General features: G+C 45.9%; 15 protein-coding genes and 3 tRNA genes. 4 read left to right on the top strand and 14 right to left on the bottom strand.

Annotation, left to right across the window (positions count from 1 at the left end):
* Positions 1-121: 121 nt before the first annotated feature.
* Positions 122-1,735 (bottom strand): glutamate--cysteine ligase, encoded by a 1,614-nt coding sequence (gene gshA, locus ACP7FG_RS11175; RefSeq protein WP_439226415.1) that lies wholly within the window; start codon positions 1,733-1,735, stop codon positions 122-124.
* 168 nt (positions 1,736-1,903) lie between these two features.
* On the opposite strand from gshA, the gene ACP7FG_RS11170 reads away from it, so the two are divergent.
* Both ACP7FG_RS11170 and ACP7FG_RS11165 read left to right on the top strand, forming a co-directional pair.
* Entirely contained in the window at positions 1,904-4,504 is a 2,601-nt protein-coding gene (locus ACP7FG_RS11170) for a response regulator (RefSeq protein WP_439226414.1), read from the top strand.
* Positions 4,505-4,513: 9 nt separating this feature from the next.
* Positions 4,514-4,687 (top strand): hypothetical protein, encoded by a 174-nt coding sequence (locus ACP7FG_RS11165; protein ID WP_167336995.1) that lies wholly within the window; start codon positions 4,514-4,516, stop codon positions 4,685-4,687.
* On the opposite strand, the gene ACP7FG_RS11160 is transcribed toward ACP7FG_RS11165, so the two are convergent.
* The 9 genes from ACP7FG_RS11160 to ACP7FG_RS11120 form a co-directional block, all read right to left on the bottom strand.
* The gene (locus ACP7FG_RS11160; protein ID WP_222235546.1) at positions 4,684-5,811 is read right to left on the bottom strand and encodes a sodium ion-translocating decarboxylase subunit beta; all 1,128 of its coding nucleotides are present in this window, start codon (positions 5,809-5,811) and stop codon (positions 4,684-4,686) included. The genes ACP7FG_RS11165 and ACP7FG_RS11160 overlap by 4 nt on opposite strands.
* Position 5,812: 1 nt before the next feature.
* The gene (gene oadA / locus ACP7FG_RS11155) at positions 5,813-7,627 is read right to left on the bottom strand and encodes a sodium-extruding oxaloacetate decarboxylase subunit alpha (RefSeq protein ID WP_439226413.1); all 1,815 of its coding nucleotides are present in this window, start codon (positions 7,625-7,627) and stop codon (positions 5,813-5,815) included.
* The gene (locus ACP7FG_RS11150) at positions 7,627-7,887 is read right to left on the bottom strand and encodes an oxaloacetate decarboxylase subunit gamma (protein WP_439226412.1); all 261 of its coding nucleotides are present in this window, start codon (positions 7,885-7,887) and stop codon (positions 7,627-7,629) included. The genes oadA and ACP7FG_RS11150 overlap by 1 nt, the downstream gene beginning before the upstream one ends.
* Positions 7,888-8,041: 154 nt before the next feature.
* Positions 8,042-8,118: transfer RNA gene (locus tag ACP7FG_RS11145), tRNA-Arg, on the bottom strand.
* A 21-nt stretch (positions 8,119-8,139) separates the two neighbouring features.
* Positions 8,140-8,216, bottom strand: a tRNA-Arg gene (locus tag ACP7FG_RS11140).
* Between the two features lie 20 nt (positions 8,217-8,236).
* Positions 8,237-8,329 (bottom strand) — tRNA-Ser (locus tag ACP7FG_RS11135).
* A gap of 163 nt (positions 8,330-8,492) precedes the next feature.
* Positions 8,493-8,681, bottom strand: a complete 189-nt coding sequence (gene csrA / locus ACP7FG_RS11130) for a carbon storage regulator CsrA (RefSeq protein ID WP_011234973.1) — start codon at positions 8,679-8,681, stop codon at positions 8,493-8,495.
* Between the two features lie 148 nt (positions 8,682-8,829).
* Positions 8,830-11,427, bottom strand: coding sequence for an alanine--tRNA ligase (gene alaS, locus ACP7FG_RS11125; RefSeq protein WP_439226411.1), 2,598 nt, complete (start codon positions 11,425-11,427; stop codon positions 8,830-8,832).
* An 81-nt stretch (positions 11,428-11,508) separates the two neighbouring features.
* Entirely contained in the window at positions 11,509-11,976 is a 468-nt protein-coding gene (locus ACP7FG_RS11120; protein WP_222235549.1) for a regulatory protein RecX, read from the bottom strand.
* A 50-nt stretch (positions 11,977-12,026) separates the two neighbouring features.
* Between ACP7FG_RS11120 and ACP7FG_RS11115 the strand changes: the two genes are divergently transcribed.
* Together ACP7FG_RS11115 and ACP7FG_RS11110 are read left to right on the top strand one after the other, a co-directional pair.
* A complete protein-coding gene (locus ACP7FG_RS11115; protein WP_439226410.1) occupies positions 12,027-12,746 on the top strand; it encodes an SIMPL domain-containing protein in 720 nt (239 codons plus the stop codon).
* A 71-nt stretch (positions 12,747-12,817) separates the two neighbouring features.
* On the top strand, positions 12,818-14,662 hold the full coding sequence (locus tag ACP7FG_RS11110) for a tetratricopeptide repeat-containing diguanylate cyclase (protein ID WP_439226409.1): 1,845 nt from the start codon (positions 12,818-12,820) through the stop codon (positions 14,660-14,662).
* A gap of 17 nt (positions 14,663-14,679) precedes the next feature.
* Here ACP7FG_RS11110 and ACP7FG_RS11105 read toward each other — a convergent pair whose 3' ends face one another.
* The 4 genes from ACP7FG_RS11105 to ACP7FG_RS11090 are packed head-to-tail and all read right to left on the bottom strand — an operon-like array spanning position 14,680 to position 17,937.
* Entirely contained in the window at positions 14,680-15,708 is a 1,029-nt protein-coding gene (locus ACP7FG_RS11105) for an agmatine deiminase family protein (RefSeq protein ID WP_271331233.1), read from the bottom strand.
* Entirely contained in the window at positions 15,709-16,569 is an 861-nt protein-coding gene (gene rluB / locus ACP7FG_RS11100) for a 23S rRNA pseudouridine(2605) synthase RluB (protein WP_199494624.1), read from the bottom strand. It lies immediately after the preceding gene.
* Entirely contained in the window at positions 16,569-17,141 is a 573-nt protein-coding gene (gene scpB, locus ACP7FG_RS11095) for an SMC-Scp complex subunit ScpB (protein ID WP_439226408.1), read from the bottom strand. Before scpB ends, rluB begins: the two co-directional genes overlap by 1 nt.
* Positions 17,122-17,937 (bottom strand): segregation and condensation protein A, encoded by an 816-nt coding sequence (locus ACP7FG_RS11090; RefSeq protein ID WP_199494622.1) that lies wholly within the window; start codon positions 17,935-17,937, stop codon positions 17,122-17,124. The genes scpB and ACP7FG_RS11090 overlap by 20 nt, the downstream gene beginning before the upstream one ends.

The following is a 17,937-nucleotide window of genomic DNA, read 5'->3' as shown; positions in this document are numbered from 1 at the left end:
TTTATTCACTCATTAAACTCTTAGTAATTGAATACAGGTTGTAACTGAGAAAATGCATTCATGTTCATCCCTGAACGTTTTGTTTAACGCAGTCCTTTTGGGCTGCGTTTTTTTATGTCTTTCAGTTAGATACCTGACCAGATTTTGCCGCATGACTAAAATAATTTGCCAGAAAGGTATCAAAGTCAACTTTATTGTCTTGTTTGTAACGGTCTGCAAAAGCTTGTTCCGACTCTTGCGCCCATTTAGTAAAGTCACTCTGCACATAATAACTTAGGGGCTCATTATTAGACTGCTCACGGTATTGCTTAGCCAATTGCATGCCTAAACTGCTGTTGTCTCTATTTTGTTCTTTAAGCAGTCCTAAAATCTGGCCTGAAAGCGTTCGTTCCGGGTTCAAAACCCACTCATAGAGATCGGCTAAATGGTTTTGGTAGCGTTTATCACCTGCACTATCATCTAAAGCTTTTGCCAGCGGAGTAAAGTCAGCAAACAGCTCTTCTAACCAGTCGGCCATTAAACGGTCAATACCATTTTGTTGCAGACTCAGGCGCGGATCCCGACCCTGCATAACCACTTTAGTAAAGTTCTTATCAGCTTGTTGCTGTTGTTCCCAGCTCATGTCTTCACTTGGTTGCAACAAACAATACAGCAACATCAAATCAAGAAAATGCATTTGCTGAGCGGTAATACCAACATCGCTAAACGGATTTACATCCAGAGCTCTGATTTCAACATATTCTACACCGCCTCGCTCAAGAGCCTGACTTGGTGTTTCGCCGTCATGCGCGGTTTGTTTAGGGCGGATAGGTGAGTAAAACTCATTTTCTATCTGCAAAATATTATCGTTAAGTTGACGGTAGTCGTCGCCTACTTTTACACCAATTTTCGAAAACTGTTGAGACGGTGTTGTAATGGCTTTACGTAATCCTGAAACGTATTCCTGCAAAGAGTTGTAGGTTATCTTAAGCGTTGCCTGTTCTTTGTTGGTATAACCCAAATCACTCATTCGTAATGACGTACCATAAGGAAGATAAACGGTTCCTTTACCAACGGTCTCGAAATTCCACTTGTTCAGTATTTCCTCATTATTGGTCTGGCAGAAAAACGACTTACACAAAGCCGGAGAAGCTCCAAACAAATAAGGAATAACCCAGGCTATGCGCTTGAAGTTACGAATCAGTGCAAAATATTGATTAGTGCGAAAATCCTGGCTATTGCTAACGCCTTCAATCGCAGCCAGCTCTTCCCACATTTCATCGGAAACCGAGAAATTGTAGTGCACACCGGCAATGACTTGCATAGTGGCGCCATAACGATAGGTTAAACCGCGGCGATAAAGACTTTTCATTCGCCCGGAGTGAGAGTCACCATACTTAGCAATACGGATATCCTCATCAGACCCGATATAACAAGGCATGCTCATTGGCCATAACAGCTCATCACCAATGGCTTTATAAGTTACCCGGTGAATATCACGAAGCTGCTCCAGTGTGGTTTCAATATTACTTGCCACTGGGGTAATAAACTCAAGCAGATTCTCTGAGTAGTCGGTCGTAATTGTTGGGTGAGTCAGGGTTTTCCCTAACTCCTGCGGGTGATCGCCTGGTGCCAGCGTTCCATTTTCTTTTATGCGCAAAGCTTCTCGCTCAATACCACGCCCGATGCCCTGCCAGACTGCTGTTTTACCCGATTGCTTAAGCTTTTCGATAACTGCTTGAAATGTTGCTTGCAAAAGACAACTCCATTCACTGAGGCGGATAGTTTTCTGCCGATTAGCTTACTGGTAATTCGCTCAAAGGTCTATGTTTGTCACTGTTAATTTGCGTTCATACCTTGGCGATTCAGGCTCAACGTGGCAGACTACATGCCGATTATATAACCACTCGGTTACGGATTAACCATGAACTCATTCTGGACGTTTTTACAACTAATTTTTGTCATCCTTCAGGTAACCAGTCTGGCGTTGTACGCACTATTGCCTGCACCCTGGAGCGACACAGTATTAGTCGCAATGATATTGTTCAGTTTGATTATCGGTGTCGTTATTTGGTGGTGGTCGAGACGTAATGCTCTGACCGCACCTTTTCGTCAACCCTTTCTGTCGTCCGACTCACTGCAACTATTTGAGCAAGTATTTAATGACCTGCCAACACGAGTTTACTGGCGCGATCCTCAACTTAAACTGCTGGGCGGGAACCGCGCTTTTGCCAACGATTTTGGCGTTACACCAGAGTCTTTAGCTGGTAAATCAGATGCCGAAATTGAATCACTTGCTGCTAATGACGTTTTACTGGAAAGAGATAAAAAGACATTTAGCCAGAAAGCCCCTTCTGTCAACGCAGAAATAGAACTGAAAGTTGACAATAAGAGCCAATGGGTAGAGCACTCCAGCGTTCCTCTTTACGATGATGACCATAACATTATTGGTATCCTTGGCAGCTACTACGATATTTCTGGTATTAAGTCGGTTGCTGAGGAGATGGAGAAAGCAAAAGAAACAGCTGAACGCGCTAACCAGTCAAAAGGCGAGTTTCTGGCTAACATGAGCCATGAAATTCGTACTCCAATTAACGCAATTGTGGGTATGGCAAACCTTTGTCTAAAAACAGAACTGAATCAAAAACAGAAACGCTATATAAAGGTCATCGATTCCTCATCACAGGCACTTCTCGGTGTTATTAACGACATTCTGGACTTTTCAAAAATTGACGCCGGCAAACTAACCGTTGAGCGAATTCCTTTTGATTTACAGGACGTACTAACCTCTCTTGCAGACATGTTTGCCTACCGGGCCTATGATAAAGATCTTGAATTCATCATTAATTTGCCGGCCAATATACCCACCCGCCTGATAGGCGATCCGCTGCGGTTGAATCAGGTTTTGGTTAACCTCATCAGCAACGCCATTAAGTTCACTGAAGACGGCGAAATTAATGTAGCGGTTAACTTGCTGGATAGCTCAAAAGACAATGTTCTGTTGCGCATTTCCGTCACCGACACCGGTATCGGTATGGATGAAGAGCAGCGAGCCAACCTGTTTAAAGCTTTTACTCAGGCCGATACCTCGACAACCCGAAAATATGGCGGAACGGGCCTTGGGCTGGCTATTTCCCGTCGCCTTATATTGCTTATGGGTGGCGATATCGGTGTCACCAGTGCGGCTGGGCAAGGCTCAACTTTTTACATAGAAGTGGAGCTCCCCCTACAGAAAGAACAAGACAACAGCCACCATCAATATCTTCTGCAAAAGCTCAGCGGCGTGCGTATTCTTGCCATTGATGACAACTTAAGTACTCGTGAAATGTTGTATGAAATGCTGCGCAGTTACCAGGTTGATGTAAAAGTTTGTCGCACTGCAGAACAGGCGTTGCAAGTTTTCCAGCAGTCCGTAGAAGAGGACAACCCTTATCAATTAGTATTAGTTGACTGGCGTCTCCCCGGCATGGATGGTCTTGAATTTTGCCAGACAATAACAGAACGTTACGCAGACGATGTTCGTCCTAAACTGACTCTGGCAACGGGTTACTATGCCGAGGAATTATCAGAAAAGGCCAAACAAGCGGGAGTCAATGACATCATTTCAAAGCCTTTTACCGCGTCAACTTTGGGTAGGAGTCTGGCTTCGACGTTATTCCAACGTGAACTCCCTGATGAAAGCGATGCAGAGAGCGGCGACGGTATCCCGGAGAGTATTCTGCGGGCCCCCATTTTGGTGGTAGAAGACAATGAAATTAATCAACAAGTCGCCAGAGAAATTCTTACAAGCCATAAGTTCAAAGTGGATATCGTAGAAAATGGGCAATTAGCCGTAGAGGCCGTTCACAACAAAAATTATTCTTTGGTTCTAATGGATATTCAGATGCCTGTCATGGATGGGCTTAAAGCAGCCCGGACCATACGTGCGGACTTTAACTATCAGCAGCTTCCTATCCTGGCAATGACCGCCAACGCAATGAGTGGTGATGAAGAGCGATCATTAGCCGCTGGCATGCAGGGGCACATTGCCAAGCCTATTGATGAGCAGCAGTTGATTAAAGCCATTATTAAATGGGCTGTTCCCGGCGACTACACGAATAATCAGCAGCCAGAAGTGCCTGCCGCTACTGAAGAGGATGAACCGGCTAAGCCACCCGTTCGTATACCACAGGTGAAAGGTATTGAATTTGAGACCGCATTAAAACGGTTACAGTATAACGTAGAGCTTTACCTTAAGCTGGTTGAGCAGCTTTATGAAACGTACCAGGGCAGCGCAACCAAGGTCTCTGATTTTATCACCCGGGGTCAGCACGACAGCGCTCGTCGTTACTTTCATTCGTTAAAAGGCGCAGCGGCTAACCTTGGATTTACACAATTACAAAATAAAGCGGCTGATTTAGAGCAGTTTATGGCCGAAGGCAATATCGATAAAGTTGCCGACCAGATTACAGAGCTGGAAAAGCGTTTACGTTATGCCCATCAGGCAGCAGTTGATTTAGAAGCCATTCAGCAACATCAGTCTTAAGGACTTGCCATGACAAGATACTTTTTTATTATTCCGTTATTACTGAGTCTGCTTTGGTTGCTGTATTTGCGCGCTAATGGCTGGAGTATCAAACAGGGTTATAAAGGCTTTGTATATATTGCAGTAATAAGCGCTGTCATCGCCGCTTTTTACACGGCGATGATGTTTCTTACCGGACGTTAAACCAATGCCAGTAAAACGCCCGCAGCCACTGCTGAACCTAATACTCCGGCGACATTAGGGCCCATAGCATGCATCAGCAAGAAGTTTTGCTGGTTTGCCTGTAATCCAACTTTATTCACCACTCGGGCCGCCATAGGAACGGCTGAAACCCCTGCGGCTCCAATTAACGGATTAATCGGGTCTTTACTCAGTTTGCCCATCAGCTTCGCCATTAAGATGCCACTGGCGGTTCCAATGGAAAATGCCACCGCACCTAATACCAAGATGCCCAGCGTTTGGAAACTGAGAAATTGATCTGCCTGCAATTTAGAGCCAACAGCCAAACCAAGGAAGATGGTCACAATGTTAATCAGCTCGTTCTGAGTGGTTTTTGTTAAACGCTCAACCACACCCGATTCACGCATCAGATTTCCGAGACAGAACATGCCAACCAAAGGCGTTGCTGAAGGTAAAAACAACAACGTCAGGCCCATAGCTATTAGCGGGAAGAAAAGCTTTTCACGACGAGCTACCGGGCGCAGTTGCTCCATTTTAATCTCACGCTCAGCTTGAGTGGTTAGCAACTTCATTATCGGGGGCTGGATAATAGGTACCAATGCCATATACGAATACGCCGCGACTGCAATTGCCCCCAATAAATCAGGTGCCAGCTTTGATGCCAGGAAAATCGCTGTTGGCCCGTCAGCCCCACCAATTATAGAAATTGCAGCAGCATCCGACATCGAAAACTCAATGCCCGGTATCCCGTTCAGGGCAATAGCACCAAATAAGGTTGCAAAAATACCGAACTGAGCGGCACCACCCAAAAACAGCATTTTGGGGTTTGCCAATAACGGCCCGAAGTCGGTTAATGCGCCAACCCCCATGAAAATAAGCAACGGGAACATACCCGTATCGATGCCAATACTATAAACGTAATAGAGAACACCACCCGGCTCTGTGAAGCCGCCTAAAGGAATGTTTGCCAGAATTGCACCAAAACCTATGGGCAGCAGCAATAACGGCTCAAACTTCTTTGAAATTGCCAGGTACAACAACACACCACCAACAACAATCATACTGAGTTGGCCGAACGTCATTGCGGCAATGCCAGTGGTTTCCCATAATATCTGCAGCTTATCCATATTAGCCTACCGTCACCAGAGCATCGCCGACGGTCACAGCATCACCTTCTTTTACGTGAAGAGACTGAACCTTACCGTCTTTCTCCGCTTTAATGTCGGTTTCCATTTTCATCGCTTCCAACACCAGCACAACATCGCCTGCTTTAACCGTTGCTCCCTCTTTGGCGACCACCTTAAAAATATTACCGGCCAGCGGCGCTTTAATGGTTTCTCCCTCACCAGAACTTGATTCATCGGAGGCGTCGGACTGCGTTTCAGATGACTTAGACTGTTCGTCAGATGAGGCTGACTTCACTGAATCTAACTTACCTGTAGGCCCAACTTTGACGTTATAGCGTTTACCGTCAACTTCAACTTCGTACTGCTCGACACTACCCGTTGTTGCAGGCGCTTCTTTTTCTTTGGCCTCAGCTTTTTCTTCAGGCTCTTCACCCGGCGCAGGTTCAAAAGCATCGGGGTTATCGCGATTTTTAAGAAACTTCAGACCAATTTGTGGGAAGAGTGCATAAGTCAGAACATCATCCACAACGTCATCAGCAAGACGAATATCTTCATCAGTTGCTTTATCTTTAAGTTCTTTCGTGAGTGCATCCAGTTCGTTGTCCAGCAAATCTGCCGGACGACAGGTAATGGCTTCTTCACCATCCAGAACTCGTTTCTGTAGCTCTTTATTCACCTCTGCTGCAGTCGCGCCGTATTCACCCTTCAAAACGGCAGCTGTCTCTTTAGAAATGTTGGAGTAACGCTCACCGCTCAATACATTCAGAACCGCCTGGGTTCCTACTATTTGTGACGTTGGTGTAACCAGCGGAATAAAGCCAAGGTCTTCGCGTACTTTTGGAATTTCTTCCAGTACTTCATCAAATTTATCCAGTGCACCCTGTTCTTTCAGCTGGCCTTCCATGTTGGTCAACATACCACCCGGAACCTGGGCCAGAAGAATGCGTGCATCGACGCCTTTTAAAGAGCCTTCGAATTTCGCGTACTTTTTCCGAACTTCACGGAAATAACTGGCTACTTCAGCGAGGTCCGGCAGAGACAAGCCGGTGTCCCGGTCTGTATTCTCTGTCATTGCAACCAAAGTTTCAGTCGGCGAATGACCATAAGTCATGCTCATTGAAGAAATAGCGGTATCCAGCATATCAATACCGGCATCGATTGCCTTTTGATAGGTCGCAACACTTAAGCCTGTTGTTGCATGACACTGCATCGCAATAGGCAAGTCGGTGTTTTTCTTCAACGCACTAACCAGCTCATAGGCATCGTTCGGTCTTAATAACCCAGCCATGTCTTTAATGAATAGAGAGTCACAGCCTAAATCTTCTAACTCCTGTGCCATTGCCACCCATTTATCCAGTGTGTGCACCGGGCTGACAGTATAGGCAAGTGTTCCTTGTGCATGGCCCTCAACATCTTTGGCCGCTTTAATCGCAGTTTTTAGGTTACGAACATCGTTCATCGCATCAAAAATACGAAAAACGTCAACGCCATTTTCTTTAGCTCGTTCAATAAAGCGTTTTACAACATCGTCAGCGTAATGACGATAACCCAATAGGTTCTGGCCTCTGAGCAACATTTGCTGACGAGTGTTAGGCATCGCTTTTTTCAATTCACGAATGCGCTCCCAAGGGTCTTCGCCCAAGTAGCGAATACAAGAATCAAAGGTCGCTCCCCCCCAGGATTCCATTGACCAATAGCCGATGCTGTCCAGCTTCTCGGCAATAGGTAACATGTCTTCCAGACGCATCCGCGTTGCGAGTAGTGACTGATGAGCGTCACGAAGTACCAACTCTGTCAGTAACAGGGGTTTACTCATTATGATTTCTCCTTGTTATTCGCTGCTTTCGTGCCATTGCGATAATGATGAATGGCAGCTGAAATTGCAGCCAGTACCGCAGGAGGTGCCGTATCAGAGTTTTTATCTTTGACTGGAGAGTGACGGCTGGCAACAGCCTCCGGCGTTGGGATCAAACGCTTCATCGCGCTCATGGCAACGACCAGTAGACAAAGAAAGATAATGACTGCACCCATACCAACGAGCATGAGTTGCGCAGCTTGACTGAGCAGTTCCGACACGAAGCACTCCTAATTGGTTGCTAAGGTATTGTTATAAAATTATTAAATACTATGGTAGCAAGTCACGCAAGGAGATACAGCAGTAAATAGTGGGTATTCAGAGATTAAATGCGATTGAAAATTAAGCAGGATACACTATAGGGAGTAAAAAGAATGGCGCGCTCGGGAGGACTCGAACCTCCAACCGCCTGGTTCGTAGCCAGGTACTCTATCCAGTTGAGCTACGAGCGCGTATTCAGGTTAGTAACAATATGGCGCGCTCGGGAGGATTCGAACCTCCGACCGCCTGGTTCGTAGCCAGGTACTCTATCCAGCTGAGCTACGAGCGCGTATTGTTACTATAAACGACTGGCGGAGAGGGAGGGATTCGAACCCTCGATAGGGCTACAAACCCTATACTCCCTTAGCAGGGGAGCGCCTTCAGCCACTCGGCCACCTCTCCAAATCGTTGTGGCGTGAATTCTAGCGATGTTGGCAATAATGTCAATCGCTTTTTTAAAAACTCGGGTCTAAGTGTGGGATAATTAACCATCTCGCATGAATTTTCTGCAAAATGGCCGAAAACATAAAAAAAGACCGGCTTTCGCCGGTCTTAGTCTGAAAGTTTATTCTTTATCTTGCTCATCGTCCTTTTCGGACTGAATACGCATATAAATCTCTTCGCGATGAACGGAAACGTCTTTCGGGGCATTAACACCAATACGTACTTGGTTTCCCTTAACGCCGAGAACAGTGACCGAAACATCATCACCTATCATCAATGTTTCACCTACACGGCGAGTTAAAATTAGCATAGATTGCTCCTTCAATACTGTTCCGATTCTTACCGCGAATATCGAACATTTCCCTGAACTGTCGTAAGCAGTCTACCAATACTGAGAGCGATTACACTATAACGAAACGCATAATTTTTCGTTGTGTTTTTAACCCTCGGTACGACAACTAGAGTTGCTGTTGTAACCAAGTTGTTGCGGTAGCCAGAGCTTCATTTAACTGTTCCGGGAGTGAACCACCCGCCTGGGCCATATCAGGGCGACCTCCGCCTTTACCACCAACCACGTTAGCCGCCTGATTCACAATATCCCCTGCTTTAACTTTAGACGTTAAATCGGCAGTAACGCCAGCTATGAGGCTGACTTTATTACCATTTGCAGTTCCTAATAATACGATACCGGAACCAATTTGGTTCTTCAGGTCATCAACTAAACCGCGTAAAGATTTAGGATCCGCCTGATCCAACTCCGCAATTATTGCTTTAACGCCATTAATATCAATGGCCTGGGCGATTAAACCGCCACCAGCTTGCTGTGCTAATTTCTGTTGTAACTGTTCATTTTTACGCTCAAGCTCACGAAACTTCTGCTGCAACTGCTGTACTTTTTCAGCGACAGAGTTCGACTCGGTTTTTAACTCACCGGCAAGGTTTTGCAATATAGACTGTTGTTGTTGGGTGTAGCGAATAGCGGCTTCACCGGTTACAACTTCAATACGACGGACACCCGATGCGATTCCCCCTTCAGAGGTTATTCTGAATAAACCGATATCACCAGTCGCTTTTACGTGCGTACCACCGCAGAGTTCCATAGAGAAGTCTCCCATGCGCACAACACGCACCTGATCGTCATACTTCTCTCCAAACAACGCCATGGCACCGGCTTCTTTCGCTTGATCAATTGCCATGAGTTCAGTTTGTAATGGCAAGTTAGTCCGAATTTGAGCATTCACCTCACGCTCAAGCTGAGCCAACTGCTCATTTGTGACGGGTTCAAAATGCGAGAAGTCAAAGCGCATTTTATCGGCCTCAACTAACGAACCTTTCTGCGTAACATGTTCACCCAACAAGTTTCTAAGAGCGGCATGAAGCAAGTGAGTCGCAGAATGGTTGCGTTTAATATTTTCTCTACGCTCTGAGTCAATTTCCGCTTTTACACTGTCATTTAACTTCACAGGCGCTTTGGCAACACCATGGTGCGCTATTGCTTTACCAATGTATTGAGTATCAGTGACTTCAAAAGCGTTACCGCTTGCAACTAACACACCTTTATCGCCTATCTGACCACCACTTTCTGCGTAAAACGGTGTTTCTGAAAGAACAACAATACCTTTGTCACCAGCTTGTAACTCTTCAACCGGTTGCCCTTCTTTGAAAAGCTCAACCACTTTTGCCTGCCCGGCAACATCATCGTAACCGGTAAATGTCGTTTGATTTTCAGACTTTAACTGTTGGTTATAATCCATACCAAACTGAGACGCCTGTTGAGCTCGCAGACGCTGTTCAGACATAGCTTTTTCAAAGCCTTCCTCATCAACTGTCAGTTTATGCTCACGTGCAATATCCGCCGTTAAATCAACCGGAAAACCATAGGTATCATAAAGTTTGAATACGACATCGCCGGGTATCACTTTGCCTTTAAGCTGACTAATTTCATCAGACAAAATAGCCAGGCCTCGCTCAAGTGTCCGGGCAAACTGCTGCTCTTCTCGCTCCAGCGCATCTTTAATGATCTGCTGTTTCTGAACTAACTCAGGGTACGCATCGCCCATCTGTCGTGCTAACTCATCAACTAAGCGGAAAAAGAAAGCATCTTTAGCACCTAATAAATGTCCGTGACGCACGGCTCTTCGTATTATACGACGCAGCACATAACCACGGCCCTCATTAGATGGCATCACGCCGTCAGTAATCAGGAATGAACACGAACGAATATGATCAGCGATTACCCGCAATGACTTATTATCAAGATCGTCGGTACCAATAATTTCAGCTGCCACTTTAATCAACGCCTGGAATAAATCAATTTCGTAGTTGCTGTGAACGTTCTGCATAATGGCAGAAATGCGCTCAAGCCCCATGCCTGTATCAATCGACGGATCGGGCAATGGTTCAAAAGTTCCGTCAGCCTGACGGTTATACTGCATAAAGACCAGGTTCCAGATTTCTATATAACGGTCGCCGTCTTCTTCTGGTGTCCCCGGAGGACCGCCCCAGACTTCCGGACCATGATCATAAAAAACTTCAGAGCAAGGTCCACAAGGACCAGTATCACCCATAGACCAGAAATTATCCTTTTCACCAATGCGTGAAATGCGGTCTTCCGGAACACCGATATCTTTTGCCCAAATATCGTAAGCTTCGTCGTCTTCAGTGAAGACCGTTACCCAAAGCTTTTCCGCCGGTAATTTCAACTCTTTGGTTAAAAAATCCCAGGCATATTGAATTGCCTGCTTTTTAAAATAATCACCAAAGCTAAAATTCCCCATCATTTCAAAAAAGGTATGATGACGAGCGGTATAACCAACGTTTTCGAGGTCGTTATGCTTACCTCCGGCACGAAGACAACGTTGCGCAGAGGTGGCTTTGTTATAACGGCGCTTGTCAGTACCCAGAAAAACATCTTTGAACGGAACCATTCCCGCATTAGTAAATAAGAGGGTTGGATCGTTGCCTGGAATCATTGATGACGAAGGCACTTTTTCGTGTCCTCGTTCAGCAAAGTAATTTAAAAATGCATCACGAATTTGGGCACTGTTCATGCTCATGTTGAGTCCTACTTTTCTTAACTGAGTGACTTTAGGTCAATATTTTAATGGCCTAAGACTATCATGAAGTAGCCGCCTAGCCTAGCGTCGTGGTCGATTGACACAAGCGAAAATTTGCTCCGGAGTAAACCCTCTTTGCTGCAAAAAACGAACCTGACGGCTCCACTCTTTTTCGTCCGCAGGCTGGTCATCGCCGAATTTCTTTTGTTTCAACTCTGCACACAACTCAAACCAGTCAACTTCCATTGAATCGAGCACACTTTCAGCAATCTGCGCAGAGACGCCTTTTTGTTGAGTTACTTGAGCAAGGATTTTTAACCGCCCTTGCTTTTGCCCTACTTTCTCGCGAATAAAACTTGCGGCAAAACGCTCGTCGCTCTGCCATCCTTCGTTATCAAGTTCATCAACAACGCGCTTAACCATGTCTGCGGGCCATTGCTTTTGTATTAATTTACGCTTTAATTCAGTACGACTTTGTTCGCGCATAGCAAGCAACCTGAAGGCACTGTCGCGCAGCGATTTCTCGTCATATTCTGAACTTTCGTCCATGGTCTATACTCCAACACGTAACTATGGAATTTGGTCTAAGGATGATTAATATGACTCAGAGCCACACAAAATCAAGGTTTCTCTTAACCTGTCTTGCTTTTCTTACAGTAGCATTTAGCACTGTCACTCAAGCTAATGAACGTACATTGTCGACCTCGGGCAGTGGAAGCGTATCGGCTATTCCGGACCAAATGTCACTCACCTTCTGGATTGAAGGGCGCGGAAATAAGCTCAGCTCGCAAAAGACTTTAGTCGATGAAACAACCAACCGTCTGATTAACGATTTAAATAATAAAGGAGTTGAAGATAAAGACATCCGCTCCTATCAATTGCAGATTTATCCACGTTATGAACAAAATGACGGTGGCAAAACAGAACAAAACGGATTTGTCGTGCAACGCGAAGTTCAGGTCACTTTGCTGGAACCGGAGAATTACGACAGCATTATCGATCTTGCCCTGGCACGCGGGGTTACTCGTGTTGGTCAGGTTAAGTTTGAAATTAGCGACCAACAAGGTTTATATGAACAAGCACTGGTGAATGCATACCAACAAGCCAAGGCGAAAGCTGAGCGTCTTGCTACAGCGGCAGGACTGGAACTAAGAAGCACATTAAGCATTGCTGAGCAATCAATGTCACGGCCGGTCATTATGCAGATGGCCGAAATGAGTAGTCGCTCAGATAAAGTATCGCTACCGGGCCAGCAGACCATTGAAGCACGTGTTGAAGTCACTTTCTTAACCCAAAGTCAGTCAGCCTCTGACAATTAAATCATTGCTATGCGCTGCACTCGGAGTAATATAGTTGATACTTCAACACTTTTTTAACAGTCAGGGTCATTTTGTTCCAAAAAATCCGTAACATCTTATTCATCATTCTGCTGGTAGCCGCTCCTATGGTAATGGCTCAAGAGTGGCAGCAGCAGCGTGTTGAAGCCAGCAGTAACCCCGATGTATGGATAGAAAAGACTTCGGAGCTCATAGAGCAGTACGATAACCAGCGTCAGTTTGAAGAATTGGCTATGGCCTACGCATTGCAAGCAGAGGCTTACCGTTATTCTGGTAAAGAAAGTGAAGCACAACGTGCAATTCAGGAAGGCTTGCGTTTTGCAGAGTTGGCAGAGTCAAAAATTGCAAAACCGCTGTTGAAAATGAACCAAACCTGGTATTTCCTGCAGCGAGGGAAACTTCGGCAGGCTAATACAAGCATTGTCTACGCAATAGAGTACGCAAAAGCTTCCGGCAATAAAGACTTGCAGATTGAAGCAGAGATTCTGCACGCTCAAGTCATGCAGAACACGGGTGATATTGCCCGTGCCCTTCAAATTTTGGAGCAGCTAAACCGAAGCGCCTACACTGCGCGCCCCAGACTGCAAATGGAATTCCACGCCCTTATCGGCTCTATTTATATGGATGTCGGGGCTAATGACATCGCGTTAACACACATACAGGACGCTCTGGATATAAGCAGGGAGCACCTTGGTGAGTGGGATGTCTCGGTATTGGAATATAACCTTGCCCGGGCCTATCAGGCCGCAGGAAACGACAATCAAGCCGAGCAACATTTTAAAGCCGCTTTAGAAATCAGCGAAGCAATTAATGATGATCTGGGTGTTGCATACGCACTGTTTCAAATGGCTTCAATAGATATTGCAGACAAAGATTACCAGCAAGCTTTAACACGCCTTAATGAGGCACTCCCCCAATTTAAGTCTGCCGCCGCACACCCCATGGAAGCACAAAGCCGATTAAGTATGGTGTCGGTCTATTTAGGCACTGATAAACTTGATAATGCTCTGAGTCAGTTAGAGGCTGCAACTTCTATCATCAATACACTCACAAATGACGAGCTACATCAAACTCTGCACGAACATTGGTCGGACTACTATCAGAGAATAGGTAACTACGAAGCTGCTCTTAAGCATTATAAAATGTCCGTAAACTTCATGCAGAAAGTTCAGCAACAAACTCGTGATAAACAGGTGCAGGAAATTATGGTGCGCCTGGAAATTAAAGAACAGGAAACAACTAACGAATTGTTAAAGAAAGAAAACGAGTTGCAGCAACTGGAGCTCCAGGAGCAGCAAACGTCGTATTACCTCCTCATATGGATTATCATTTCCGGTTTCCTGGTTGTCATTATCGTTTCAGCCTTTTTATACCAACAATGGAAGGCTCGTAAGAATTTCGCAGAACTCGCACTGAAAGATGATCTGACGAATGCCCCCAATAGACGAGCTATTGTTCGTATATGCAAAAAAGGGCTGGAGCAAGCTCAGGAGCAACAGCGCCAATTGGCATTAGCCGTTGTAGATTTTGACTATTTTAAAACGATAAACGACCAGTTCGGCCACGATGTCGGCGACAATGTACTGAAACGTTTCGCTGCAGTTGCCAAACAATGTCTGCGTAATCATGACAGTTTTGGCCGTTTGGGCGGAGAAGAATGGTTAATGGTGTTTTTCGACGCCAGTAAAGAAGACGCGAAAAACATTTTCGAGCGCATAACTGAAGAACTGAATAAAAGCCCCATTGACGGTTTACCAAATGATTATCGCGTGACCTTTAGCATGGGCTTCACTAACGCCCACCCGGACGATAGCTTTGACTCGCTCTATAAACGCGCTGACAAAGTCTTGTTTGAAGCTAAAGATAAAGGCCGCGAGCGTTTGGTTATTACTGACTAGCAAGCAGTTGGCTTCAATCAAGCTGGCAGATTATGGCTTATACAATGCAAACCGCCACCTCCAAGGACAAATTCCCTGGCGTTAAAGGACAACACTTTCCTCTCCGGCAAAGCATTTTGAATTCGCTGAAAAGCCTCATCATCTGTTTCTAAACCAAATTCAGGAATCACGAGCAGCTTATCGGTCTGCAGCACATTCACGTAGCTGCAAAGCAAAGGCAAATCAATGGTTCGCTTTAAGCTCAGTTCGTTAAGTTCTATATCCTGTCTTTCTTCTGGCATTGCTGACTGCGGCCGCGGCAAGGGAAGTGGAATTGCGTTAATAAACTTTGGTAATTGACTGACAAGCTTCTGCAACTGCTGGCAGGCTTCATAGTCCGGGTGTGTTACGTCGTCGGTAAACACATATAACAAGGTGTCAGAATCGACAAAGATCGCCATATTGTCAATGTGGCCGCCGGTTTCATCAGCCGACAAAGAGTTATTGAAAAAGTAGAGACGCTGGCCAGGTAATAACTTACTGAGTATCGCTTTTAATTCATTATGACTCAGGTCCGGGTTTCTTCGTTTTATGCACGCTAACCCAACTATCCAGTCACCTTTCCCGTTGTGGGTAAAAGCACCACCTTCTGCAACCAGTTGTGCTTTGTCGTGCGACAAATTGAAATAACCGCATAAATTTTCAGCAAACTGACTGTCCGCAGTTATCGCTTGTTGCACACCGCTCCAACCATCAAAGTTGAAGGATAAGGCTTTTACCTCTTTTCCATTATTCAGCCAGAGCGGAGCAATATCCCGTAACCAGATATCGTCATAATCAACTTCAATACGGTGAATCCGTTTCAGAGAGTCAGGCAAGTTACCTTTAACCTGAGAGGATACTACCAACGAAACTGGCGCCGAGGCCGGTAACTGATCCAATAACCTGAGCAAGGCGTTTTGCGCCGGTTTTGCATGACTACGCCAGACATCTCCCCGGTACGGCCATGCTAGTAACAAGCGCTGGTTTGCCACAAAATCTGGCAACCAGCCTTCACCGATAACCACTTATTTACCCCGTCGTTTGCTCTGCTTTTTATCCTGCCGATGACGGGCTGTAGCTTTACGTATTTTCGCAAAACGACGCTGTTTAGATTCTTCATTGCGAGGATCAAGAAATGAGTGCTTCTCTGGGGGTAAGTTCACTTGCGCCCTTAATGCATTAACCTGCTCAAGCTTCATCTCCGCCCAGCCACCTTGCGGCAACCCGGCTTCCAGAGGAATATCGCCGTAACGAACACGGATAAGACGGCTAACCTGCACCTCCTGAGACTCCCACAAACGGCGAACTTCACGATTACGCCCTTCGCTTAAGGTGACATGAAACCAACGGTTCATGCCGTCACCGCCTGCCGGCTTTATGCTATTAAAATGTGCCGGCCCATCTTCCAGTTGCACACCTTTTCTCAGGCGTTGCATCATAGCCTCATCTACTTCACCAAACACACGTACGGCATACTCCCGCTCAACCTGCTGGCTGGGGTGCATCAGGCGATTAGCAAGCTCTCCGTCAGTGGTGAAAAGCAACAGACCAGATGTATTCACATCCAGACGCCCTACAGCAACCCAGCGTGCGCCGCTCATTCGTGGTAAACGGTCATAAACGGTCGGCCGCCCTTCGGGGTCTTTACGCGTACAAAGCTCACCTTCGGGCTTGTGGTAAATCAAAACACGGCAAATGACCTCTTCTTCAGGTTTAATCTGAACTTCGTGGCCATCAATGCGAACCTTAGCGTCTGCGTCGATACGCTCACCTAACTGTGCCACTTTACCGTTCACACGAATGCGGCCCGCGGAAATTTTAGCTTCAATTTCGCGGCGTGAGCCATGTCCAGATCGGGCTAAAACCTTTTGTAATTTCTCGGTCATTACGAATCATCTCTCTCGTTAGTCGCTGTCTCAGCGGTACGTTCATCATCTTCACTGAGTGTATCGATATCGGGTAATTCCGATAAGTCACTCAAATTAAAATCATCTAAAAAGTCATTGGTGCTGGCATAAAGTTGAGGGCGGCCCGGCACTTCTTTGTGCCCGACCACTTTGACCCATCCCCTTTCCTGCAACGTCTTCATTATGTGGCTACTGACACTTACGCCACGTATCTGTTCAATTTCACCGCGGGTTATTGGCTGCCTGTAAACAATTAAAGCCAAAGTCTCCAATAAAGCATTTGAGTATCTGGGTGGCTTTTCCTGCCACAACCCCGCTAGCCGCTGCCCAAGCTCAGCTCGTGTTTGGAAGCGGTAACCAGAAGCCACTTTTACTAATTCAATACCCCGCTCCCGGTAATCCGATTGCAGCTCTTTCAGCTGTTGCTTTATTGCCGTAAGTGACGCTTCCCCTTCATTCAGTAAAAGCTGATGCAGTTGCTCAGCTGATAAAGGCTGAGGGTGTGCAAATAAGGCCGCTTCGATAAGTTGTTTAAGCTGTAACGGATTCATCTTGGCTGTGCTGTCTCAAACTCAGGCGAATATCACTCATAGGCTCTACTTGTGACAATTCTACCATTGATTCTTTCACAAGTTCTAAAATTGCTAAAAAACTAACCACAGCCCCAGCGCGCCCCTCTTTGCGGGTGAACAGCTGACTAAAAGAAACATATTTTTTATTGCTTAATAGTTCCAACACCTGGCTCATTCTTGCCCGTGTGGATAGCTGTTCCCGTTTTATCTGATGGTGTGCTTTTAGCTCAACCTGCTGCAATACCCGACTAAAGGCAAGCGTCAAATCCTCCAAAGTAACTTCCGGAGGTGTTGATGTTACCCACTCACGCGCATTGGTATTAACCTCACTCAGCAATATGTCCCGCCCTACTTGAGGTTGCTGGTCAATATACTCAGCACCCTGACGTATGGCTTCATACTCCTGCAAGCGCCTGATTAACTCCGCTCTTGGATCTTCTTCTTCATCCTCTTCCTGAGGCGGCTTCGGTAATAGCAGTCGACTTTTAATTTCCGCCAGTATGGCGGCCATCACCAAATAATCAGCGGCCAGCTCCAGCTTAAGCTCTTGCATCATATCCACATACTCAACGTACTGTCGGGTAATGGCTAAAATAGGCATATCAACAATATCGAGCTTTTGTTTACGGATTAAGTACAACAGCAAGTCCATCGGACCACTGAAAGTATCCAGAATAACTTCCAGTGCATCCGGTGGTATATAGAGGTCTTCTGGCTTTTCTATAACCGGTTCGCCGCGGACAAAACCTAAAGGCAGTGACTGCTGTTCAGCCAT

The sequence above is a fragment of the Idiomarina sp. ST10R2A5 genome (genome assembly GCF_051842325.1).
GTDB classification, from domain to species: Bacteria; Pseudomonadota; Gammaproteobacteria; order Enterobacterales; family Alteromonadaceae; genus Idiomarina; species Idiomarina abyssalis.
The sequence above is the reverse complement of the archived record's forward strand: the minus strand, read 5'-3'. Positions and strand labels throughout refer to the sequence as shown.

Excerpts from the sequence above, each read along its gene's own strand:
- ACP7FG_RS11115 (WP_439226410.1), top strand. The coding sequence starts at position 12,027 with ATGACTCAGAGCCACACAAAATCAAGGTTTCTCTTAACCTGTCTTGCT.
- rluB (WP_199494624.1), bottom strand. The coding sequence starts at position 16,569 with ATGACCGAGAAATTACAAAAGGTTTTAGCCCGATCTGGACATGGCTCA.
- ACP7FG_RS11165 (WP_167336995.1), top strand. The coding sequence starts at position 4,514 with ATGACAAGATACTTTTTTATTATTCCGTTATTACTGAGTCTGCTTTGG.
- scpB (WP_439226408.1), bottom strand. The coding sequence starts at position 17,141 with ATGAATCCGTTACAGCTTAAACAACTTATCGAAGCGGCCTTATTTGCA.
- ACP7FG_RS11120 (WP_222235549.1), bottom strand. The coding sequence starts at position 11,976 with ATGGACGAAAGTTCAGAATATGACGAGAAATCGCTGCGCGACAGTGCC.
- ACP7FG_RS11090 (WP_199494622.1), bottom strand. The coding sequence starts at position 17,937 with ATGGCTGAACAGCAGTCACTGCCTTTAGGTTTTGTCCGCGGCGAACCG.
- csrA (WP_011234973.1), bottom strand. The coding sequence starts at position 8,681 with ATGCTAATTTTAACTCGCCGTGTAGGTGAAACATTGATGATAGGTGAT.
- ACP7FG_RS11170 (WP_439226414.1), top strand. The coding sequence starts at position 1,904 with ATGAACTCATTCTGGACGTTTTTACAACTAATTTTTGTCATCCTTCAG.
- alaS (WP_439226411.1), bottom strand. The coding sequence starts at position 11,427 with ATGAGCATGAACAGTGCCCAAATTCGTGATGCATTTTTAAATTACTTT.
- oadA (WP_439226413.1), bottom strand. The coding sequence starts at position 7,627 with ATGAGTAAACCCCTGTTACTGACAGAGTTGGTACTTCGTGACGCTCAT.
- ACP7FG_RS11160 (WP_222235546.1), bottom strand. The coding sequence starts at position 5,811 with ATGGATAAGCTGCAGATATTATGGGAAACCACTGGCATTGCCGCAATG.